A 22,027-nucleotide genomic window follows, 5' to 3' on the forward strand; every position below is an offset into this window, starting at 1 on the left:
CTGGCCGCCGTGCGGGACATCCCGGCCCGCATCCTGCAGATCACCGGAGTGTGGGACACGCTGCACATCCACGCCTGCGTGGAGGAGGCCGTCGGAACGGCCCGCGGGACGGCCCGCCGCGTGCGACGCCTCCTGGGCCAGGCCGTTGAGCGTGGTACGGACCACGCGCGTGGTCTGGAGATCGACCGCGCGCGGGTCGTCGAAGTGCACCAGGCCATCGGCCAGCAGCACGGCCAGCCCGTGCAGCGCGGCCCAGACCACGAACTCCGCCCCCTCGCGGGCGGGCTCCGGCAGGCCGCCGGCCGCGGCGAGCCGGTCGAGCTCCGCGGTGAGGACGTCGTGCGGGTGGGGGGAGATGGCGGAGTCGGGGGCGGTGGCGCCCCCGCGCAGCACGAGCCGGGCGACGGCCGGGTCGTCGAGCGACCAGCGCACGTAGCCGCACCCCAGGGCGATCAGCCGCAGCTGCGGGTCGTCGGCCTGCCCGGGTGCGCGCTCGCAGTCCTGTCGCAGGCGTTCCCCGAGCCAGGCGAGCGTGCGCTCGGACAGGGCGCGCACCAGCGTGTCGCGGGAGGCGAAGTGGTGGTAGGCGGCGCTGGGGCTGACGCCGACGCGCGCCGAGGCCTCGCGCAGGGACCAGCCGTCGGCGCCGCGCTCGCGCACGAGAGCCTCGGCGGCGTCGAGCAGCGCGCTGCGCAGGTCACCGTGGTGGTATCGCCCTTTCGCCATCGCCCGATCTTAACACTGATCAGATCTCTGCTACGCTCGCCTGCATCTCAACAGTGTTCAGATTGGAGCCGGATCATGTGCCCCGCCGATGTGACGCCGAACCCGTCCCCTGACCTGACCGACCTTCCCGACGTGCGGACGAGCCCGCCGCCGGTCGTGCGCGGCGAGCCTGTCGAGGTCTGCGACGGCGTGTACGTCATCCCCGACAACCGCGTCGAGCTCGTCCCGAACGTCGGCATCGTCGTGGGCGAGCACGCCGCGCTGGTCGTCGACACCGGCATGGGTCCCCGCAACGGCGACCATGTCCTGGAGCAGGCCCGGCGCCTGGCCGGCGACCGGCGGCTGTACCTGACCATCACGCATTTCCACCCCGAGCACGGGTTCGGGGCGCAGGCGTTCAAGGGCGCCGCGACGATCGTCTACAACGCCGCCCAGCGCGCGGAGCTGCACCGTAAGGGCGCCGCCTACGTCGAGATGTTCAGGGGGCTGAGCGCCGCCGCGGCGGCCGAGCTCGAAGGCGTCGAACTCGTCGATCCCGACCTGGTCTACGAGGGCCGGGCCGAGATCGACCTCGGCGGGCGCACGGCGGCGCTGCGGGCGGTCGGGCCCGCGCACACGGGCTCCGACCAGGTCGTCGTCATCGACGACCGGGTGCTGTTCGGCGGCGACCTGATCGAGACCCGCATCTTCCCGATCGCGCCGTACTTCCCGCCGTACGACGTGGACGTGGACGGCCCCGGCTGGATCGGCGTGCTCGACGACCTGATCGCCGGCGCGCCCGAGATCGTCGTGCCCGGCCACGGGGAGGTGGGCGGCGTCTCCTTGATCCGCGACGTCCGCGACTACCTCGGCTACGTGCACGGCGAGGTCGCACGGCTGCGCGCGGCCGGAGCCTCCGCCGACGAGACGGCCGCGCGGATCGACGAACAGGCGCGCGCCCGCTGGACCACCTGGGAACGCCCCGAGTGGATCGCCTTCGCCGCCCGCGCCTTCCACGCCGGCGAACACCGGTGACGTGACCGGTCGTGCCTCCGCCGGGGGAGCGCTAAGCGTCCGCCGTCACGCTGTAGGAGCCCGACGTGCAGCCGGTGATGCGCCAGCCGCCCGGCGCCTGCCGGACGGCGACGCCGCTGAGCCCGGTGCCGCGGACGGCCGGCCGCACGTCGCCCGGGAACCAGACGTCGAGCCCGCACCCGCTGCCCTCGCCCCGGGCCGTGAGGCTCGCGCGGTCCGACGTCAGGCCGGTCAGGCGGCCGGGGGCGGAGCGGGGGTAGGGACGTGAGAGCTCGGCGACGTACTCGGCGGGCGGAGGCAGGTCCTTGCCGGTGGCGCAGTCCTCGATCATGAGGTTGCCGCCGGTCTCGGCGCCGGCACTGGCGTGGGCGTCGCCGCAGGACTGCTTCCAGACCCAGAACGCGCCTCCGATGCGGTGCCGGTCCTCCTGGTCGGTGTATCTCGCGATCGGGGCGGCGGCGGGGTCGCCGAACCAGCCCCACTCGCCCGACCAGAGCCCGGCGCCGTAGTACTTCGCCGCCCGGCTCGCCAGCTCGAAACCGCGCTCGATGCTCGTGACGGTGAGGCCGGTGCCCTGCTCGATGGTGATCGACTCGTTGTAGAGGTGGGGAGCGAAGACGAGCAGCCGGTCGTCGGTGAAGTCCTTGGGCACCGGGACCTCGAAGCCGAGACCCGACCAGAGCACGGACGGCTCGAAGAAGACCAGGTGGGGGAAGCCGCGCCGCTCGCCCGCCCGGATGGCCTTGATCGCCCGGTCGTAGTAGCGGCCGAGCAGGACGCCGGAGGTGATCGGCGGCGCCTCGCCGAAGCCGGGCTCGTTCAGCAGGTCGTATCCGGCGACCATCGGCTCGTTCGCGAACCGCTCCGCCAGCATGCCCCAGGCGGCGACCAGGCGGGTCTGGATGCCGTCCCGGTCCTGGTAGAAGTTGGTGAAGGCGCGGGCGACGGCGGGGGAGATGTCGCGTCCGGTGAACTCGCACCTGGGGGCGCCGTCGAAGCGGTCGGCCCAGGTGGGGGCGCCGTCCCAGCCGTGCATCGGGGAACCGCTGGCGCAGGTGGTGCCGGGGGCGGCGGCGACGCCCTTTCCCCACGCGTCCTGGTGCATGTCGATGACCGTGCGCAGGCCGTGCCGGGCGGCGGTCTCGACGGCCCAGGAGATCTTGGCGAGGTAGGCCGGGTCATAGTGGCCGGGCCGGGGCTCCAGCGCCGACCAGGACAGGGCGAGACGGACGACGTTGAAGCCCATCCGCGCCATGCCGGCGAAGTCGGCCTCGGTGAGCGGCCGCGTCACCGCTTTATCCTGAAATTGCTGGAAATAGTCTTCGAGCTGGTTGACGTTCACGCCGCGCAGCAGCACCTCGTTGCCGTCGGCGTCGACGATCCTGCGGTCGGCCGAGAGCGTCAGCCCCGGGGTGCGCGGCGGCTGCGCGGTCGTGGCGCCGGGTTGCAGGAGCGGTAAGGCGAGCGCCGCCGCGGCCAAGACGACCGCCATCGGGATCCGCGCGGCCAGGGCGACGCCCCTGCGCGCCGGACGGGCGGCGTCGAGGAGGGCGACGAGCAGTGCCGTCGCCAGGGCGAGCAGGGCGCCGAAGGAGAGCGCGGGGGCGAGGCGAAGCATGATCGCCGGCGCCCAGAACAGACCGCCGCCCGCCAGGTCGCCGGGGATCCCGACGGCCACCTCGACCAGGCCCAGCGTCCCGGCCGCCCCCAGCGCGGAGAGCCCGGCCACGACGGCCCCGGGCGAGGTGGTGGCGCTGAGCCGGCGGTGCGACGCCCAGGTCAGCACGCCGAGCAGAGCGACGGCGGCCAGGCAGCCCAGCGGTCCCGCCTCGGGCGCGGGGGCCAGCGGGGAGTCGCCGATGGCATAGCCGACGGGCGAGCCGCCCCACCACACCCCGCCGACCGACGCGGCCAGGACCACGGCCACTCCCGCCGCAACCCATCCCGGCGCCGACGCCCCCGAGCCCTCGGCGGGATCCGCGGACGCCGACGTGGGAGAAGGTGGGGCGAGGCGGCGGTGCAGAAGCTGGGCGAGCCAGGCGGCCGCCGCCACCGGCAGGCCGAAGACCGCCGCCTTGACGCCGGTGAAGCCGGTCGACCACACCAGGTAGAGCACGTCGTCGAAGGTCATCGCCAGCGACATCAGCAGCTTCGCCGCCATCGCCGACCACACCACCGCGCCCCACACCAGCAGCGCCGTACGCAGCGGGGCATGTCCGCGGGCGACCGCCCAGGTCAGCGCTCCGACCCCCGCCAGCAGCAGTGGCACGTAGACGGCCGGCGCGGCCACCTGCCAGAGCCCGGCGACAGGCAGCAGATCAGCCCCGGTCCAGGTGTACGGCGCGGCCAGCCCCGACGGGTCGAACACCGCTCCCAGTGCGATGACGGCGGCCAGTACCACGACGGCGATCGGCGACAACCAGCGGTTCCTCATAGTGACGGCGACCATACATGAGCATCGCTCACAAATGAAGGGCCAAGATCCGCGACAGCACGCGGCCGCGCCGCCGTTGTGGCAGAGCCCTTCTCGCAGGTGGCCCTGACATCGCTCCTGACCGGCTCGACGTCGGGGACGAGCGGCCCCCGGGCGTCGTTCTCCGGGGCCCGTCAGGGACGGGCCCCGGAGGGGCTACTTCTTCTCGCAGGTGCGGTGGCCGAGGAAGACGTCGTCGATCCCCCACCACCCGGACAGCTGGCCGAGGAAGGTGAAACGGACCCGCACCGCGTTCCGGCCGATCGCCTGGGGCAGCTCCACGACCTGCAGCTCAGGCCCGCGAGCCCCCGGATAGCCGGCCTTCTTCCAGACGTTCGCCCAGGTCCGGCCGCCGTCGAGGCTGACGTCCACGAGCGCCGTGCCGTTCACCCTCGGCTCCAGGTCGGAGGCGAACTGCAGGGCCGGGGCGGCGGCCTTGGACAGGTCCACGGTCGCCGACGTCAGCGTGGTCTCCTGGACGTGGTGCAGGCCGTAGTGGTCGGAGTCCACGATCGCGAACCCGCCCTTCCCGCCTGTCCTGTTGGTACGGCCGCCCGGATCGTTCAGCACCCAGCCGGGCTCGTGGGCGTACCCGGGGAACCCGGGATCGGCGTTGGTGACGCTCCACCCGCCCGGCAGCCCGGAGTCCAGCCGCTCCGTGACGCCCTCCAGGACCGGCTCGTAGCCGGGGGCTTCGCAGGCCAGGGTCACCGTCAGCGCGAAGTCCTCGGTGAGCGGCGCCGTGCCGACCGTCACCTGCCGGACGGCCGGGGTGTAGCCGCGCGGCACGGCCGCCGCCTCCAGCGTGTACGTCGTACCGGGCAGCAGGTCCAGCCGGTACGCGCCGGTCCCGGCGTCGGACTCGGCCGTCCAGGTGTGCCCGGCGCCGTCGGAGGCCGTCACCTTGGCCGCCAGCGGCCAGCCCTGGCCGGAGCCGTCCCGCACGGTGCCGCCGACCTGGACCCGCGCGGTCGGCGCGAGCCGGACGTCGAGCGTGACCGTGCCGTCCTTGGCGATCGTGGCGGCCTTTGTGGCGTCGTCGTAGCCGAACGCCTCGACCTTCACCTGGTACTCGCCGCCGATCAGCCGCAGCGAGTAGTCGCCCGCCTGGCCGGTGACGGCGTCGCGGGAGCGCGCGCCGGTCACGGAGACCGTGGCGCCGGGCACGGGCTCGCCCGTCTCCGCGTCGGTGACGGTCCCGGCCAGCGTGCCGAGCCCGACCTTGGCGACGGCCAGCAGCGCCGAGGCGTCCAGCCGCCCCTCGCCGAACACGTTGTTGTCCTCGGCGGGGCCGCCGCACTGGGCGTCGGCCGTGTCGATCGCGGACGCGTCCAGCAGCGCCCGGGTGCCGTCCAGGTCGCGTACCAGGTCGGGGAAGGCGGACCACAGCAGCGCGACGGCGCCGGCCGCGTGCGGCGCCGCCATGGAGGTGCCCGACATCAGCCCGTAGGAGCCGCCGGGCAGCGCCGAGCGCACGTCGACGCCCGGGGCCGCGATGTTCGGCTTGGTCTCGCCGTTCTGGCCGGGGCCGCGGCTGGAGAAGGAGGCGATCGCGCCGTTCACGCCGTAGGCGCCGACGGAGTAGTTGAGCGCGCGGCTGCCGGGCGAACCGCTGGTCTTGCACGACGGGCCGCTGTTGCCGTTGGCCCAGACGCCCATGATGCCGGAGGCCGCCCACGCCTGCAGGATGTCCTCGATGATCGGCTCGTCGGTGGGCTCCGTCGAGCTCCACGAGTTGTTGATGATGTGCGGCCGCTTGCTGACGTCCGGATTCTGGCCGTGGCTGTCGGTGGGGGCCAGCATCCACTGGGCGGCCGCGACGAGGTCCTCCTCGCTGCAGGTCTGGCAGCCGTTCGCGGTGATCCACTTCACGCCGGGGGCGACGCCGATCTGGTTGCCCTGGCCGTCGTCGCCCACCATGGTGCCCATGGTGTGGGTGCCGTGCCCGTGCGTGTCGCAGGGAGCGCCGCCCGCGCAGTGCCCCGAGGTGTCCAGCCAGTTGTAGTCGTGGGTGACGGTGCCGTCGGCGTTCGTGCCGCGGTAGGAGGCGCGCAGGGCGGGGTGGTCGAACTGCACGCCGGTGTCGATGTTGGCGATGACGATGTCCTCGCCGCGCCGCCCGTACTCCTTCCAGACGTCGTCGGCGTTGATGTCGCCCACGCCCCACTCCAGGCCCGTGCCGGCCGCCGTGGTGACGGCGCGCCGCACCGGCTCGGCCAGCGTGTACGTCTTCGGCGGCCGCACCTGCCGCACGCCCCCCATCGCGGTCAGCTTCTTGACCTGGGCCGGGGTGGCGTCCTTGACCAGGATCGCGTTGGTGACCCAGAACGACTCGCTGTCCAGCTTCTCGTCCTTGAGGTACTTCCTGACGTCCGACTGGGTGCGGACGGCGGTGTCCTTGAGCGCGTCCACGACGAGCTGGCCGCGCGCCGTTCTGGAACGCGCCTTGGGCGCGGCCGACAGGTCGGCCTCCGGCTTGAGGATCACCCAGACGTCGCCCGGCGCCGCCTGTGCGGGCAAGGCCGGGGTCAGCCCCGCCACCAGGGCGAGGACGGGGAGTAAGGCCCGGAATCGCATGTCAGCCCTTTCCGCAGGTGAGTCTGGCGGCCATCGGCCGCACCTCCTGGGCGACCTCGGAGATCGTCAGGCCCACGGCCCACACGTTGTCCGGTCCGCTGCCGTGCACGTCCAGGAAGTTGTAGGTCAGGCCGTTCAAACGCGGCCCGGGATGGGAGACCGTCGTCCAGGCGGAGCCGTCCCAGTGCAGGAACTCCTCCTCCTGGCCGAGGCCGACGTCCCCGACGGCCCACACGTCGCCGGGGGCGGCGGCGTAGACGCTGTCGAGACGGCTGTTGCCCAGGTCGGGCAGCGTCGTGACGCTGCTCCACGCGGTGCCGTCCCAGTGCATGACCAGGGCGGCCGCCTGGTTGTCGGTTCCGTCGCGGCGCCGGCTGCCGACCGCCCACACGTCGTCGGGGCCGGTGCCGGAGACCGCGAAAAGGGCGCCCGTCGGGTGCGGGGCCGGCACCTCCGTCCACCGCGTGCCGTCGAAGTGCTGGACGAGCGGGCTGACGACGCCGTCGGCGTCGCGCTGGTTGCCCACGGCCCACACGTCGCCGGGCGCGACGGCGGTGACGGCGCGCAGGATCGACTCCGGGCGCCCGGAGGCCGGGTTCTCGACGATCGACCAGCGCCGGCCGTCCCAGCGCTCGATCAGCGCGGCGGTGGGCGGGTTCAGGTCGCCCTTCTTGGCGCCGTAGGTGTAGCCGGCGGCCCAGGCGTCGTTCTTCGACACCGAGGCGACGTCGGCCAGGTAGAGGCCCGTCGTGGCAGCCGCCGGTGAGACGGCCGTGGGGTGGAGCGTCCAGCGCCGGCCGTCCCAGCGGGCGGCCTGCGTGGTGTCGGCGCCGGTGCCCATGTGGTCGAGCAGCAGCCAGCCGCCGCTGGGGGAGTGGAAGGAGCTGGCCTCGGCGCTCTGCCTGGTGTGCGGCGGGACGGGCGGGCGGGTGGCGTCGCGTGGCCGCCCGCCGCGCAGGTCGCCGGTCCAGGCCGCCGGTGACCCGCTGGAGGAGGAGCCGGTGAACAGGGCCTCCCGGGCGGAGAAGACGGTGACGTCCTGCGGATAGCTGTCGGCCGGGGTGATCGCGGAGGTGTCGACGACGTTCCAGGACGGCACGCAGCCTCCCGGTGCGGCCGAGGGCGTGGTGAGAGTGGTCGCCAGCAGCGCGCCGGCAATGAGGGTCTTCATGGGCTCTCCTAGAAGGCGCCGATGCCGTTGGGGCTGCCGTAGCCGGTCGGGCCGTCGTAGCCGGGACGCGCGTTGCACAGCTCGGGCGCGGCGCAGGTGCCGGTCTTGCCGGCGGTGATGTCGAACAGGTGGCCCTTGCCCGCCTGCAGCTGCCTGCCTGGCGTGATCAGGTCGCCGTTGCCGGCCAGCGCGTACACCCCGGCCACCAGCGCGGCGGCGATCGGGGTGCCGCCGACCGCGACCCAGCCGCCGTAGGAGTAGCTGTCGTAGACGGCGACCGGCGTTCGCAGGTCCGCCACGGCCGCCGTGTCGGCGACGGTGCGCTTGGCGCCGCACGCCCCCTTCGGCTGCCAGGCGGGCCGCGCGACGTAGACCGAGCAGCCCGAACCCGATCCGGACCAGGCGGTCTCGCCCCAGCCGCGCGCGCCGGCCTGACGGTACAGCGTGGTGCCGCCGACGGCCGTGACCGTCCCGTACGCGGCGGGCACGAGCTGCCTGCCCGTCCTGGCGGGGAACCCGCTGTCGCCGCTCGGCGCGGTGACCGGCACGCCGGGGTGCGCGTAGTGGGCGGCGTGGGCGAGCTCGCCGGCGTACTCCGGCAGGCCGTACGGCGTGGTGACGACCGTGGCCCCCTGCTTGACGGCCTGGTCGACGGCCAGGCCCAGGTTCTCGGCGCCGGCGTCGTCGGCCTCCACCAGCAGCAGCCTGCAGTTGGGGCAGGCGGCCGCGGCGATGTCGAGCGCCGCGCTGCTGTTCAGCGACCAGTCCGGGTTGGCGCCCGGCGGCTCGTCGCCGCCGCGCTGGTTGACCTGGCGGAAGCAGTCGAACTCGCCCTCGCAGGGCGGCAGCCCGTTCGCCTTGCGGTAGACGGCGAGATCGTTGCCCGCGTTCGGGTTGTGGTACGGCACGATGACCGCGATCGTCTGACCGCCGCCCAGCCGCGCCGACGGCAGCCGGTAGGCCTGCTGCAGGTCGGCGGCCGAGAACGGCTGCGGCAGCCCGGCCGCCTTGGCCTCCGCGGCCGGACGGGCGGTCAGCAGGCAGCCGGCCGACCCGGCCCGCGCGGCCGGGCAGGAGCGCGCGGGATCGGCCTGCGCCGGAACGACGGGCCCGGCGAGGAGCAGGGCGGCCGCGGCCGCCGCGATGAGTTTCACCATGATGAGCTCCTTCAGCTCGTCAGGCCGTAGGCGCGGACGACGGTCTGCTCGACGGCGTTGCCCTGCCGGTCGTGCGCCCTGACCCGCAGGGAGACGAACCCGCCGGAGTCCGGGTGCCGGATCGTGGCGGCGAACAGGCCGCCGGCCCGCCTGGCCGCCGTCTGCGGCTCGCTCCAGGTGGCGCCGTCGTCGTAGGAGACCGCGACGGTGGCCTCGACGCCCTTCGGCGCGGCCATGTGCTCCTGGTTCTCCACCGCGAAGGCCACCTCGAACGGCCCGGCCTTCGCCTTCGACTCGGCGTCGAGCGGCAGGTCATAACGGAGGAACAGCAGCGGCAGGAACGAGCACTCCCGCGTGGCGTCGGGCACGCACGACGCGCTCTTCGGCAGCTCGGCCCGCCGGTCGGAGGGCCCCGAGCGGAACGTCCAGTCGGTCGTGACCGGCGTGCCGGCGAGCTCGCCGCGCTGGTCCTGCTTCCACACCAGCCGGTAGACGGCCTGCTCGGGCAGCATCGGCAGGTCGGCCGCCTGGGCGCCGAGGTTGCCGGTGATGCGGTTGTCGGAGGTGAAGGCCAGTTCGCCGTTGCGGTAGAAGTCCAGGCCGGAGTGCTCGTCCCAGCTGTTGCCGGTCGTGTAGTGGCCCGGCGTCGCGTCCGCGAACCGCTGCGGATAGATCATGCCCAGGTCTCCCTGGCGGCAGGCCACGCACAAGGTCGCGAACGGATCGTCGACGAGGGGCGAGTCGCCGCCGAAGCCGATGGTCGACTCCTGCCGGTAGGGCGCGGTGCGCGACGGCACGCCCGGCGCCTTGTTCCACACCTCGCGCACCACGGATCCCGGCCTGAGGGTGCGGCGCTGGTCGTAGTGCCGCGCGCCGTCGTCGGAGTTGAACGCGGTGTGCCAGACGGTGATGTCGGGGGAGCCGCTGAACAGGTAGTCGGTGCGCTCGCCCGGCAGCACGGACGCGCCGACCCCGAGCGCGGTCTGCGTCCAGGGCAGGAAGACCTCGGGGAACAGCTCGAACCGGTCCTGCTGCCCGTACGGGCTGCGCACGATCGTGGAGCGGACGGTGGTCAGCTCCGCGTTCCGCACCCTGCGGGCCAAGCTCCCGGGCACGCCCTTGGCGTACGGCAGGACGAGCCGGTACGTGGGCCTGCTGGGGGAGCCGGACGCGGTCTCGGTCAGCTGGGTGTAGGCGGCGAAGCTGAAACTGCCCTTGCGCACCGGCCTGGTCGGCGTCGCGTACAGCGGCCGGCTGCCGAATTCCGGGTTGGACACGATCCGGAACGCGACCAGCTGGAAGGCTCCCAGCCCCCAAGCGTCCACCCCGGCCGAGTTGCCCGCCTCGCTCTTCCTGACGAAGGCGAACATGTCCTGCCGGTACATGCCCTCGGTGGGCTCCTCCACCTCGACGTCGTACGGCACGGCGGTGCGGGCGTCCAGCGTGACCTGCACGTCGCCGCCGACCTTGATCTCCGGCTGGACGACGAACGCCGCGCGGCTGGTCAGGTCGTCGGCGGGCCCGGTGAACACGCTCGCCTCGACGGCGTAGGTGCCCTCCGGCACGCTGAAGGCGACCTCGCCGGTCTCGCCGGGATAGTCGATCGTGTAGAAGCCGAGGTCGGTGTCGTCGACGCTGTGCACGTAGGCGACGACCGCGCCCGGCTTGCCGTCCAGGTCGACGCTGTCGATCGACAGGGTGTGGTAGGCGCCGGCCGCCGCCTTCGCGGTCGCGGGCCGCTGGAACGGCGAGGGCGGCGCGTCGTCCGGCGCGCTGATGCGCTCGACGCCGGCCGGCGTCCCGCCGCGGCCCGCGCGCCACTCCTCGGCGAGCACGCGGCCGAGGGCCGGAGCCTCGTCCGGGGTGATCGTGGCGCCCATCGCGGCGAGCCGGCCCGTCGTGGCCTTGACCGGGACGGGCCGGTTGCCGGTCCTGGCCAGGTGGCTGACGTTGAACAGGCGCGGGTCGAGGAGCCGGTCCAGGAACGGCACGGCCGTGCTCGGGATGACGTACTGGTCGCCGTGCCAGCCGAACCTCAGGTAGGTGCCGCCGGCCTGCACCGCGCCGGGGGACACGACGGTGGTGCTCTGCCGGCCCTGTTCGTCCACGTCCAGCCGGACCTGCTCGCCGGTGACGAGGGTGACGGTGGTCCGCCGGGGAGGGGTCGCGGGCTGTTCCCGGGCGACGGCCGGGGCGTCTTCGTACGGGATGACGGACGGGATGACGGACGGGATGACGGGGTCGGCGGGCGGCACGCCGGTCGCCGCGCCGGCCGTCGAGCCGGTCAGGCCCAGTCCGGCGACCAGCGCCGCGGTCGCGCTGATCACCACCGCTCGTAAGCGCGGCCTGGAGGTGGTCATGCGGGCTCCTGTCCTCGGTGGGGGGTCACGCCTCGACCCAGCCGTCGTCGTCGGCAGTGGTCACGGGGGCGTCGGCGGGGTTTCCGTGGTCGTCCGGGGCCGGGGTCGGCTCTTCTGCGTCCTCGGTCTCGGTGGGCTCGTCCGGGCTGTCCATGGGACAAGCGTGATGACAGGGGCGTACGCCCAGCTATGGGGAAAAATCCCCATTCGTGGGGGTGGGTCAGCCGGATCCGCCCATGCGCTGCCCGAGCGCCGCCCGCGACCGCAGCCCCAGCTTGCGCAGCACCGCGCTCAGATGTTTGTCCACCGTCTTCGGCGACAGGAACAGCTCCTTGGCGATCTCCCTGTTGCTCAGCCCGGTCGCGGCCAGCTCGGCCACCTCGGCCTCGCGCGGCGACAACGCGTCACCGTAGCCGCGCGTGCCGCCCCGGTACCGGACGGGCCCGGCCACGCCGTGCCGCCTGGCCGTGCTCGCGGCCCGGTCGAGGTCCCACCGCGCCCCCAGCTCCTCGAAGACCGCGATGGCGACGCCCAGCAGCGCTCCGGCCCGCCCGGGATCGCCGTCGCCGTCGCCGTCGCCGTCGCGGTCGCGGTCGTCGTCGAGCAGGGCGGTCGCGGCCAGTGCGCGGCACTGGGCCGCCTCGTACCGGCCGCCCAGCTCGTCGTAGGCGTGGGCGGCCGCCAGGAAGCGCTCCGGGTCTCCCGTCACGAACCCCTGGGCGTGGGCCAGGGCCGCGGGCGCCAGCGGCGCGTCCAGCCCGTCCAGCTCCCGCTCCAGCTCCGCGCACAACAGGCCGGCCTCGGCCGCCCGGCCGGCCGCGACCAGCGCGCCCGCCAGGGCCGGCAACGCGCGGACGGCCAGCGGCTGCAACCCCTTGGCCCGCCACCCCGCCAGCATCCCGATCAGCTCGTCGTCCGGCGGCTCACCCCGGACCGTGCCCAGGCGCAGCAACGTCTCGACCGCCGGTGGCAGCGCGTCCACCGCGCCGACCTCCACGGCCCTCCCGACGGCCGCGCGGAGCCTGCGTGCCCCCTCCTCGATCTCACCCCGCGCCACGGCCAGGCAGTGGGCGACCAGCTCGGCCGTGACGCGCTGGTGCGGTTGCTCGTCGAGCGCGTCCAGCAGCAGGGCGGTCTCGTCGGCCAGGCCCGTCCACTCCCCGCGGAAGTAGCGCAGCACCGCCAGGGAGGAGCGGATGAGGTACTCCAGCCGCCGGCTGCTGTCGATCTTCAGCCCACCGCGCAGCGCGGCCTCCAGCAGCCGCTCGCTCACCGCGTAATGGCCCGCGTAACAGGTCTCGTCGCCGACCGACCAGAACGCGACGACCTCCTGCCGGGACTCCGGACGGCCGCCGGCCAGCCGGGTCATCCGCTCGGTCAGCGACGTCCAGCGTGGGTCGCCGATGGTGGTGAGCACCATCGCCACCTTGCCGAGCACCGACAGCTGCAGCGACGGGCTGCCGCCGAGCCGTTCGGCGGTCTCCAGCGCGCGGTCCAGCCAGTAGACGTGCTCGGCCGGCGACACCCCGGCCGAGGTCGGCACGCCGAGCCCGACCATCGCCCACGCCGCCAGCTCCGGACGGTCGTCGAGGTGGCGCACCGCCGTGGCGAACTGCTCCCGCCGGAGTTCCGGGGCGGCGCCCGCCCTCTCCAGGAGCAGGCCGTACAGGAAGTGCAGCTCGCCGCGCACGCCCGGAGCGAGGTCGCGGCGCAGCAGATCGTCCATCTGGCCGAAGCCGGGCTGGGCGTGCAGGCCCTGGACGGAGGCCCAGCCGAAGCGCACCGCCATGTCCTCCAGCAGTTCCCCTTCGGGCGGGGCCTCGCGCAGGACGTCGCCGAGCAGGCGGGCCGCCTCGCTGTCGTCGCCGTGCCGGCCGGCCTCGGCCGCGGCCCGGTCGGCCGCCCGGGCCCACTCCTCCATCATCCCGGCATGCCGCAGGTGGTGGGCGATCTGCCCGATCGGCACCGGCCGTAACCGCTCGACCGCCTCGGCCGCCCGTCCGTGCAGCACCTGACGCCGGGGCAGCGCGATGCTCTCGTACACCGCCTGCAGGGCCAGCATGTGCCGGAACCCCACACCCGCGGTGCGCGCCGAGCCGTCGGGGGCGCCGCGCGGGAGCGCGGTGTGCTCGCTCAGCAGCCCCGAGCGCAGCGCCTCCTCCAGCCCGGCCAGCGCGTCCGGGCGCTCCAGGCCGCAGATCGCCACCAGCACCGCCACGGGCACCGGCACCTGCAGCACCGCCGCCGCGTCCACCACGGCCCGCGCCCCGGCGGGCAGCCGGCCCACCCGCTCCAGCACCGAGTCGCGCAGCGCCGTCGGGACGTTCAGCTCGTCAATGGCCTTACGCGCCCATCCGCGCCCGCGCCTGATCAGCGTCCCGCGCTCGCGCAGCAGCGCCACCATCTCCTGGATCGCGAAGGGCAATCCCGACGTGCGCTCGCACAGATGGGCGGCGAACTCCTCCGACACCCCTTCCGAGCCGAGGATCGCGGTCATCAGCTCGCGGGTCTCGGCCACGTCGAGCGGCTCCAGGCCCACCTGGGCCCGCGACACCGACGGCGCCGCCCGCGCCGCGATCGTCCTGGCGTCCAGCGCGACCTCCTCGCCCCGGAACGTCAGCACCACCGACAGCCCCGGTGGCGGCTCGCCCATGAGGTAGCCGAGGAAGGCCAGGGTCTGCTCGTCGGCCCAGTGCAGGTCCTCCAGCACGAGTACGGCCTCGCCCAGAGAGCCCAGCAGCTCCGACAGCGCGCGGAAGATCCGGTGCCGCTCGGCCGCCCGCTCCTCCAGCGGCTCGGGGGCGGGCGGCAACTGCCCGGCCAGCTCCGGCAGCAGCGGCCGTAACGCGCCGGTGACGGGCGACAGCGGCCCGTTCGCGCCGATGCCGCGCACGGCGTCGAGGAGCGGGCCGAGGGGGAACGGCTCCCTGATGTGCGCGCACCGCCCCAGGAACACCGGCCGGCCGGCCCGCGCGGCCAGCTCGGAGACCAGGCGGGTCTTGCCGATGCCCGCCTCACCCTCGACGACGGCCAGAGCGGGCGGATGGACCACGGCCGCCAGCAGCCGCTCCAGCTCCGCGCTCCGGCCCACCAGCCCGATGTGACTCTTCATGTCCGAGCGCCATTCAAGCGCTTGTCAGCCCTTTTGTCACGGGTTGGATCGCGGGAATCGGTCACCCCCAATTCCCGCGCACGCAGAGGTGAACAGGGTGGGGTCAGGCGCCCTTTCGGCAGCCCTCCACCGGCGGGATCCCGAGCACGCGGCTCCCCGGGGAAACGCGGCCTGCTCACCGGCCGGCGAGCAGGCCGCTCACCTCCCTGGCGAAGCCGTCCACGTTGTCGATCATGATGTTGTGGCCGGCGTCCGGGACGGCGACCAGCCGCACCCCGGAGGCCGCCAGCTCGGCCGCCCCGCCGGGCTCGCCGTCCGCCTCCGGGTGGAGGTAGGCGCGCGGGATCGGCAGCCTCCGCAGCCGTTCCCGCACATCCGCGCGCGCCAGGTGGACCGCGCTGCGGTGCAGCGCCTCCCGTCCGGCGAGCCTCATGGTGGCCGCCCAGTGCGGCCCGACCCGGGTCAGCGTCTCCTCCCAGCCGTGCCGGACGAAGTCCGCCTCGGTGTAGGCGGCGATGCCCGAGCTGCCCGGCCGCGGCGCGGGTTCGGCCGGGTCCAGATTGGCGTCCACCAGCACCAGCTCGGCCACCAGCTCCGGATGCCGCTCGGCCAGGTGCACCGCGACCGTCCCGCCCATGCTGTGCGCGACCACCTGCGCCGCGCGCACGTCCGCCGCCCGCAACGCGGTCGCGAGCGCGTCCGCGTGCTCCTCGATGGTGTAGCCGAACGCGGTGGGCCGGTCGCTGGTGCCGAACCCCAGCAGGTCCACGAACAGGCTCCGGTGCCCGGCCAGCTCCGGCCGGCTCGCGACCTCCAGGAAGTACGGCGCCGCCGCCGCGCCCAGCCCGTGCACGTAGACGCGGACCGGCTCACGACCGGCCACCTCGGCCCAGCGGATGCGGCTCCCGTCCGGCAGTACCTGCGCGTCCCTCATGACCATCCCCTCCGAGATACCTCGACATCGATGTACCAAGACATCGAGATAGCATAGCGGGATGATTGAGCTGTCGATCCTGGGCTTCCTCTACGACGAACCGCTCCACGGGTACGAGCTGCGCAAGCGCGTCGCCGCCCTGACCGGCCACGTCCGGCCCATCGCCGACGGCACCCTCTACCCGGCGATCAAACGTCTGGAGCGCGACGGCCTGCTCCAACGCGACCTGCAGCCCGGCGCCCAGGCCGCACCCAGGCACGTGCTCACCCTCACCGACGCCGGGCGCGCCGAGCTCCGGCGGCGGCTCGCCGAGCCGGACGAGCCGTTCATCACCGACGAGAACCGCTGGTTCACGATGCTGGCGTTCCTGCGTCACCTCGGCGACCCCGCGCTCCAGGCGGGTGTGCTGCGACGCAGACTGACCTTCCTCACCGAACCGGCCAGCTTCTTCTGGGACGGCGACCGGCCCCTGCGGGCCGCCGACTTCGACGACCCGTTCCGCAAGGGCCTGTTCACGATCGCCACCGCCACCAGCAGGACGGAGATCGGCTGGCTACGGGAGACCCTGGCAGCGCTGGGCGTCTAGAGCGCGGGACGCGTACCGCCCCAAGGACGTCATCCGGGCCCGCCCGAGGCCAGCGCCTTCACCTCCGCGGCCGTCACCGGCTGTCCCGCCACACCCCAGTCGCCGCTCTTGATCTCCTCGATCACGACCAAGGTCAGGGGACGCATGTGCTCACCCTCGATGGCGACGATCGCGTCGGTCAGCCTCCGCACCATCTCGGCCTTCTGGGTGGCGCTGAACACACCCTCGATCACCTTCACATTGACGAGTGGCATGGGTTCCCCTTCCCCCCGATGGCACCGCACGCCGTCCAGCCGACATGCCCCTGGGCGAAGTGGGCAAACGCCGCCGGGGCGCCGGCGCGGGTGAGGACCGCAGGCGGAGGGTATGCGCAGGTGGGAGCTGGTGTGAGGGCGAACGGGGGATCCATGCTGGGGCTGCCTGACGGCATTCGAGGGTGCCTGTTCGACATGGACGGCGTGCTGACCCGCACCGCCACCGTGCACGCCAGGGCCTGGAAGTCGATGTTCGACGACTTCCTGCGGGCCTGGAGCGAGCAGACCGGGGCCGCGTTCGTCCCCTTCGACGCGGGCGCCGACTACGACCGCTACGTCGACGGCAGGAAACGGGCGGACGGCGCGCGCGGCTTCCTGGACGCCCGAGGCATCAGCCTGCCCGAGGGGACGCCGGACGACCCGCCCGGCACGATGACCGTGTACGGCCTGAGCAACCGCAAGAACGCCCTGGTCCAGGCCATCATCGACCGGGACGGCGTGGACGTGTTCCCCGGCTCCGTCCGCTACCTGGCCGCGGTCCGGGACGCGGGGCTGCGCCGCGCGGTGGTGTCCTCCAGCGCCAACACCGAGCAGGTCCTCGCCGCCGCCGGGCTCGCCGGGCAGTTCGAGGCCCGGATCGACGGCGTCGTGGCCCGGGACCGCCGGCTCGCCGGCAAGCCGGCTCCGGACATGTACCTGGCGGGCGCCGAGGCGCTGGGGCTGCGGGCGCCCGAGGCGGCGGTGTTCGAGGACGCCCTGGCCGGAGTCGCCGCCGGCCGGGCGGGAGGCTTCGGCTACGTCGTCGGCGTGGACCGGGCGGGGCAGGCGGACGCGTTGCGCGACCACGGCGCCGACGTCGTGGTCACCGACCTGGCCGACCTGCTGGAGCGGGGCGCGCCGTCCCGGGAGGCCGGATGATCCGGCATCCGGCGTTCACCGTCGAGCCGTGGGCGGTCCGGGAGCGGCATCTCGACCTGCGGGTGCTGGCGCAGACCGAGTCGGTGTTCGCGCTGTCCAACGGACATATCGGGCTGCGCGGCAACCTGGACGAGGGCGAGCCGCACGGGGCGCCGGGCACGTACCTCAACGGGTTCTACGAGGTGCGGCCGCTGCCGTACGCGGAGGCGGGCTATGGGTACCCGGAATCCGGACAGACCGTGGTGAACGTCACCAACGGCAAGGTGATCCGGCTGCTGGTCGGCGACGAGCCGTTCGACCTGCGGTACGGGACGCTCCACCGGCACGAACGGGTCCTCGACCTGCGCGCCGGCACCCTGACGCGCACGGCCCACTGGAGCTCCCCGACCGGAGCCCCGGTCCGGATCACGTCCACCCGGCTGGTGTCCTTCACCCACCGCGCGGTCGCCGCGATCCTGTACGAGGTCGAGGCCGTCGAGCGGCCGTTGCGCGTGGTCCTCCAGTCGGAGCTGATCGCCAACGAGACCCAGACCTACGAGGGCGCCGACCCGCGCGCCGCCGCCCCGTTGCACGCGCCGCTGGTCGCGGAGGAGAACGTCCCGAGCAGCGACGGAACGGCGATCATGGTCCACCGCACCCGGGCCAGCGGCCTGCGCGTGGCCGCCGGGATGTGCCACGAGATCGACGGGCCGGACGGCACCAGGATCGAGGCGCAGGGCAGCGACGACGTCAGCCGGCTGACCGTGGCCACCCGACTGTCGCCCGGCCAGACGCTGCGGCTGGTCAAGTTCTTCTCCTACGGATGGTCGGCGCAGCGCTCGCGGGCCGCGCTGCACGACCAGGTGGCCGCCGCGCTGGCCTCCGCCCGCCTGGACGGCTGGGACGGCCTGCACGCCGACCAGCGGCGCTACCTCGACGACTTCTGGGAAGGCGCGGACGTCGAGGTGGAGGGCGACGCCGAGGTGCAGCAGGCGGTGCGTTTCGGGCTGTTCCATCTGCTGCAGTCGGCCGCGCGCCTGGAGGAGCGCGCCATCCCGGCCAAGGGCCTGACCGGCTCCGGCTACGACGGGCACGCCTTCTGGGACACCGAGATCTTCGTGCTGCCGGTGCTCACCTACACCCATCCCGCGGCCGTCGCGGACGCGCTGTGCTGGCGGCGGACCACGATCCCGCTGGCTCGCGAGCGCGCGAAGCAGCTCGGCCTGCACGGCACCGCCTTCCCCTGGCGGACCATCCACGGTGAGGAGTGCTCCGGCTACTGGCCCGCCGGAGCCGCGGCCTTCCACGTCAACGCCGACATCGCGCACGCCGCGATCCAGTACGTGGACGCCAGCCAGGACCTGTCGTTCGAACAGCGGACCGGCCTGCCGCTGCTGGTCGAGACGGCCCGGCTGTGGTGCGCCCTCGGCCACCACGACCCGGCCGGGCGCTACCGCATCGACGGTGTGACCGGCCCCGACGAGTACACCGCCGTGGTCGACGACAACGTGTACACGAACCTGATGGCCCAGCAGAACCTCCGCGCGGCGGCCGAGGCCGCGGACCGCCATCCGGGCCCGGCGGAACGGCTCCAGGTCACCGCCGAGGAGATCCGCCGCTGGCGGGACGCGGCGGAGGCGATGTCCGTGCCCTACGACGATCGGCTGGGGGTCCACCCGCAGTGCGAGGGCTTCACCCAGCACGCGGCCTGGGACTTCGCGGCCACCAGGCCCGACCAGTATCCGCTGCTGCTGCACTTCCCGTACTTCGACCTCTACCGCAAGCAGGTGGTCAAGCAGGCGGACCTGGTGCTGGCCATGCATCTGCGCGGGGACGCCTTCACGCCGGAGCAGAAGTCCCGCAACTTCGCCTACTACGAGGCGCTGACCGTACGGGACTCGTCCCTGTCGGCCTGCACCCAGGCGGTGATCGCCGCCGAGGTGGGCCATCTGGAGCTCGCCTATCGCTATCTCGGCGAGGCGGCGCTGATGGATTTGGCGGATCTGGAGCGGAACACCATGGACGGCGTGCACATGGCCTCGCTGGCCGGGGCGTGGATCGCTCTCGTCTCGGGCTTCGGCGGGATGCGCGCGGGCCGGGGACGGATCTGCTTCGCCCCGTCACTGCCTCCCGGCATCACCCGGCTCGCCTTCCGGCTGCGTTACCGCGGCAGCCTGCTGAGCGTCGGCGTCGCCCCGGAGGCGACGGTCTACCGGCTGCTGCGGGGGCCGTCGATCACGGTGACCCACCACGGCGAGCAGATCCTCCTGGACGGGACGGAGGTCACCCGGCCCAACCCGTCGCGACCGGCGCCGGAGCAGCGGATCCACCAGCCGCCCGGCCGCGAACCGAGCCCACGACGTCCCCGGACCTCCGGCAGGAGGGCGAGTGGCTGAGGCTTCCTGGCCCCGTGCCGGAGGCCTGCCATCAGTTGCAGGGGCTGGAGGACCAGGTGACGTAGCCGCTGAGCGTGCCCCAGGTCGAGACCGAACGGTCGCAGAACTGCGTCCTGACGCCCACCAGGTGGGTGCGCGCGGCGTCGGAGAAGTACTGGGTGTTGCACAGGTAACCGACCGGGCAGGCAGGCAGCGCCTGCGCGGCGGCCGGGACGGTGGCGAGCGTGGCGGCGGCCAGAACCGCGACGGCCAGTACGCGACGGATCATGGATCGTCCTTCCTGATTCGCAGGGAAACGGTACGATGCGCACGAAATGATCCGTCGCGTGGGATGAAAACGCAAGGGGATCACCCGGCCCGTCCTGCTCAACCTTCTCCCTGGCCCGCGAGCAGGTGACCGGTCTCGGTGCGCCGATAGACCACCCGCCGGCCGGCCCGCGTGCCGACGACGAGGTCCGCGTCGCGCAGGACGGCCAGGTGGCCGCCGACGGTGCCGAGTGACAGGCCGAGGTGCGCGGCGAGCTCGCTGCTGGTCGCGGGGTGTTCGAGTTCGTCCAGGATGGCCGCTCGACCGGCGCCGATGAGCCGCTCCAGCGACCGGGCGCGCGGCGAACGCGCCGTGCCGCCGGCCGATCCGCGGGCCGGATAGACCAGCGCGTACGACGTCGGCGGCGCCTCGCACAACCACGTGCCGCTGCTCAGCACGCTGACCGGGACGAACAGCATGCCCTCGTCGCCGACGACCCGGTCGGGGGAGGGCTGGTCGCTGAAGCGGATGGCGTCGTCGCCGACCCAGGCGCTGCGGCGGCTCATGCGCTCCAGCGCGCGCGGCCACCCGTAGGCGGCCAGCAACCCCGCCCGGTAGGTGACGTCGCGTTCCAGCAGCGCCCGCCGGCGCGGCCAGTCGGGGGCCACATGAGCGTCCCACACGTACCTGAGCAGGTCGGCGGTACGGGCCGCCCAGCCGCGTCCGGTCAGCCAGGCCAGATCGTGCTGCTTCCAGCTGTGCGCCACCGACTCCGCCAGCTCGGCGCGCACCTCCTCGTCGGGCACCCGCGCGACCGACGCGAGCTCGCTGTCCAAAGTGGTGCGCATGCCGCCCGTCGGCGGAAGCACCACGTGGCTCGGCAGCCACTTGGTCGAGCTCAGCAACCTGACCAGGCCCCCGGCGAAAGGATCGGCTTCCAGGACGGCGCGGAACGCGCCGCGGTGGCGGCCGTGCCAGGACGCCAGCCACGGATCGGCGCAGGGCCTGTCGAGCACCATCAGCGATCCCAGCGTCTCGGCGAGCGGCGACAGCGCGAACCGCGACCGCGACAGGGCCAGGGTGCTCAACCGCAGCAGCGTCATCTTTCGCCTCCTGCCGAAACGATAGTGTGCGATCCGGTATGTCTGCAGACTCCTGCCCATGCTCTCAGCCCTCCTGCGACAGACCGATTTCCGCTGGTTCCTCTCCGCGCAGGCGGTGTCGCTGCTGGGCAGTTCGATGGCGCCGGTCGCGCTGGCGTTCGGGGTGCTGGACGCCTCGGGCAACACCAGCGACCTCGGCGTCGTCCTGACCGCCTACATGGTGCCGCTGCTCGCCTTTCTCCTGGTGGGCGGGGCCGTGGCCGATCGCCTCCCGCGCCGGACGGTCCTGACGGCCGCCCATCTGGGCTCGGCCCTCACCCAGGGCGGCGTCGCCGCGCTGCTGCTCACCGGCAGGTACGCGCTGCTGCCGGTGGCCGCGCTGGGGTTCCTGAACGGCACTCTCGCCGCGTTCACCACGCCGGCGCTGCGCGGCATCGTGCCGCAACTTGTCGCCAAAGACCGGATACGGCAGGCGAACGCGCTGCTGGGATCGGTGCGGAACGCCACGAAGATCCTCGGGCCGAGCCTGTCGGGGATCGCGGTCGCCGCCGTCGGCGGCGGCCCCGCCATCGCCTTCGACGCACTGACCTACCTCCTGGCCGCGGGATGCCTTGCCCGGCTGTCCCTCCCCGCGGCGCCGGCCGCGCCGCGGCCCTCCTCCGGGATGGCGGCCGACATCCGCGACGGCTGGACCGAGTTCCGCCGCATCCGCTGGGTGTGGACGGTGTCCGCGTGCTTCTGCGTGGTCAACCTGGTTCAGGTCGGCACCTGGCAGATCCTGGGGCCCGTACTGACCAGGCAGCTCAGCGGCGAGGAGACGTGGGGGTTCGTGCTCAGCGCCCGCGGCGCCGGCATGCTGGTCATGAGCGCGCTGATCTACCGGCTGGTGGTCAGGCACCTGCTGCGGCTGGGCCAGCTGATGAGATCCGCGTCGCCCTCCATGCGGACGCGGAACTTCCAGCCGTCGCCGTACGGGTCGCTGTTGGCCAGCGACGGGTCGTCGGCCACGGCCGAGTTCAC

General features: G+C 73.6%; 17 protein-coding genes and 1 pseudogene. 5 read left to right on the plus strand and 13 right to left on the minus strand.

Going from position 1 to position 22,027, the window contains the following annotated elements; genetic code table 11:
- A partial coding sequence (locus tag ACWCSD_RS22750; RefSeq protein ID WP_449917621.1) for a TetR/AcrR family transcriptional regulator occupies positions 1 to 726 on the minus strand: 726 nt, incomplete at its 3' end.
- Between the two features lie 75 nt (positions 727 to 801).
- Between ACWCSD_RS22750 and ACWCSD_RS22755 the strand changes: the two genes are divergently transcribed.
- Positions 802 to 1,740 carry an MBL fold metallo-hydrolase gene (locus ACWCSD_RS22755; RefSeq protein WP_397157532.1) on the plus strand — a complete coding sequence of 313 codons (939 nt, stop codon included), beginning with the start codon at positions 802 to 804 and terminating at the stop codon, positions 1,738 to 1,740.
- A gap of 31 nt (positions 1,741 to 1,771) precedes the next feature.
- On the opposite strand, the gene ACWCSD_RS22760 is transcribed toward ACWCSD_RS22755, so the two are convergent.
- The 8 genes from ACWCSD_RS22760 to ACWCSD_RS22795 all read right to left on the minus strand — a co-directional run bounded on the left by ACWCSD_RS22760 (position 1,772) and on the right by ACWCSD_RS22795 (position 15,524).
- Positions 1,772 to 4,174 (minus strand): glycoside hydrolase family 5 protein, encoded by a 2,403-nt coding sequence (locus ACWCSD_RS22760; protein WP_449917624.1) that lies wholly within the window; start codon positions 4,172 to 4,174, stop codon positions 1,772 to 1,774.
- A gap of 195 nt (positions 4,175 to 4,369) precedes the next feature.
- The gene (locus ACWCSD_RS22765; RefSeq protein ID WP_449917626.1) at positions 4,370 to 6,790 is read right to left on the minus strand and encodes a S8 family serine peptidase; all 2,421 of its coding nucleotides are present in this window, start codon (positions 6,788 to 6,790) and stop codon (positions 4,370 to 4,372) included.
- 1 nt (position 6,791) lies between these two features.
- On the minus strand, positions 6,792 to 7,961 hold the full coding sequence (locus ACWCSD_RS22770; RefSeq protein WP_449917629.1) for a hypothetical protein: 1,170 nt from the start codon (positions 7,959 to 7,961) through the stop codon (positions 6,792 to 6,794).
- Between the two features lie 8 nt (positions 7,962 to 7,969).
- Positions 7,970 to 9,118: a S53 family peptidase gene (locus ACWCSD_RS22775; protein ID WP_449917631.1), complete on the minus strand. Its 1,149-nt coding sequence runs from the start codon at positions 9,116 to 9,118 to the stop codon at positions 7,970 to 7,972.
- 11 nt (positions 9,119 to 9,129) lie between these two features.
- The gene (locus ACWCSD_RS22780; protein WP_449917633.1) at positions 9,130 to 11,478 is read right to left on the minus strand and encodes a hypothetical protein; all 2,349 of its coding nucleotides are present in this window, start codon (positions 11,476 to 11,478) and stop codon (positions 9,130 to 9,132) included.
- 25 nt (positions 11,479 to 11,503) lie between these two features.
- A complete protein-coding gene (locus tag ACWCSD_RS22785; RefSeq protein ID WP_397157520.1) occupies positions 11,504 to 11,632 on the minus strand; it encodes a hypothetical protein in 129 nt (42 codons plus the stop codon).
- A 66-nt stretch (positions 11,633 to 11,698) separates the two neighbouring features.
- Complete coding sequence (locus ACWCSD_RS22790; protein ID WP_449917636.1) at positions 11,699 to 14,590, minus strand: ATP-binding protein; 2,892 nt, start codon at positions 14,588 to 14,590, stop codon at positions 11,699 to 11,701.
- A 175-nt stretch (positions 14,591 to 14,765) separates the two neighbouring features.
- Positions 14,766 to 15,524: an alpha/beta fold hydrolase gene (locus tag ACWCSD_RS22795; protein ID WP_449917639.1), complete on the minus strand. Its 759-nt coding sequence runs from the start codon at positions 15,522 to 15,524 to the stop codon at positions 14,766 to 14,768.
- Positions 15,525 to 15,585: 61 nt separating this feature from the next.
- Here ACWCSD_RS22795 and ACWCSD_RS22800 point away from each other — a divergent pair, with 61 nt between their 5' ends.
- Complete coding sequence (locus tag ACWCSD_RS22800) at positions 15,586 to 16,110, plus strand: PadR family transcriptional regulator (RefSeq protein ID WP_449917642.1); 525 nt, start codon at positions 15,586 to 15,588, stop codon at positions 16,108 to 16,110.
- A 29-nt stretch (positions 16,111 to 16,139) separates the two neighbouring features.
- On the opposite strand, the gene ACWCSD_RS22805 is transcribed toward ACWCSD_RS22800, so the two are convergent.
- Positions 16,140 to 16,364, minus strand: a complete 225-nt coding sequence (locus tag ACWCSD_RS22805) for a 4-oxalocrotonate tautomerase family protein (RefSeq protein ID WP_397157512.1) — start codon at positions 16,362 to 16,364, stop codon at positions 16,140 to 16,142.
- A 153-nt stretch (positions 16,365 to 16,517) separates the two neighbouring features.
- On the opposite strand from ACWCSD_RS22805, the gene ACWCSD_RS22810 reads away from it, so the two are divergent.
- The gene (locus tag ACWCSD_RS22810; RefSeq protein WP_397157510.1) at positions 16,518 to 17,282 is read left to right on the plus strand and encodes a beta-phosphoglucomutase family hydrolase; all 765 of its coding nucleotides are present in this window, start codon (positions 16,518 to 16,520) and stop codon (positions 17,280 to 17,282) included.
- Positions 17,279 to 19,657: a glycoside hydrolase family 65 protein gene (locus ACWCSD_RS22815; protein WP_449917644.1), complete on the plus strand. Its 2,379-nt coding sequence runs from the start codon at positions 17,279 to 17,281 to the stop codon at positions 19,655 to 19,657. Before ACWCSD_RS22810 ends, ACWCSD_RS22815 begins: the two co-directional genes overlap by 4 nt.
- A 31-nt stretch (positions 19,658 to 19,688) precedes the next feature.
- On the opposite strand, the gene ACWCSD_RS22820 is transcribed toward ACWCSD_RS22815, so the two are convergent.
- Together ACWCSD_RS22820 and ACWCSD_RS22825 are read right to left on the minus strand one after the other, a co-directional pair.
- On the minus strand, positions 19,689 to 19,925 hold the full coding sequence (locus ACWCSD_RS22820) for a DUF6289 family protein (protein ID WP_352329212.1): 237 nt from the start codon (positions 19,923 to 19,925) through the stop codon (positions 19,689 to 19,691).
- A gap of 98 nt (positions 19,926 to 20,023) precedes the next feature.
- Positions 20,024 to 21,007, minus strand: coding sequence for a helix-turn-helix domain-containing protein (locus tag ACWCSD_RS22825; RefSeq protein ID WP_397157505.1), 984 nt, complete (start codon positions 21,005 to 21,007; stop codon positions 20,024 to 20,026).
- A gap of 58 nt (positions 21,008 to 21,065) precedes the next feature.
- On the opposite strand from ACWCSD_RS22825, the pseudogene ACWCSD_RS22830 reads away from it, so the two are divergent.
- A pseudogene (locus ACWCSD_RS22830) lies at positions 21,066 to 21,881 on the plus strand (MFS transporter); the annotation flags it as partial.
- 2 nt (positions 21,882 to 21,883) lie between these two features.
- Here ACWCSD_RS22830 and ACWCSD_RS22835 read toward each other — a convergent pair.
- Entirely contained in the window at positions 21,884 to 22,027 is a 144-nt protein-coding gene (locus ACWCSD_RS22835; protein WP_449917647.1) for a hypothetical protein, read from the minus strand.

The sequence above is a fragment of the Nonomuraea sp. NPDC001684 genome (assembly GCF_053596515.1).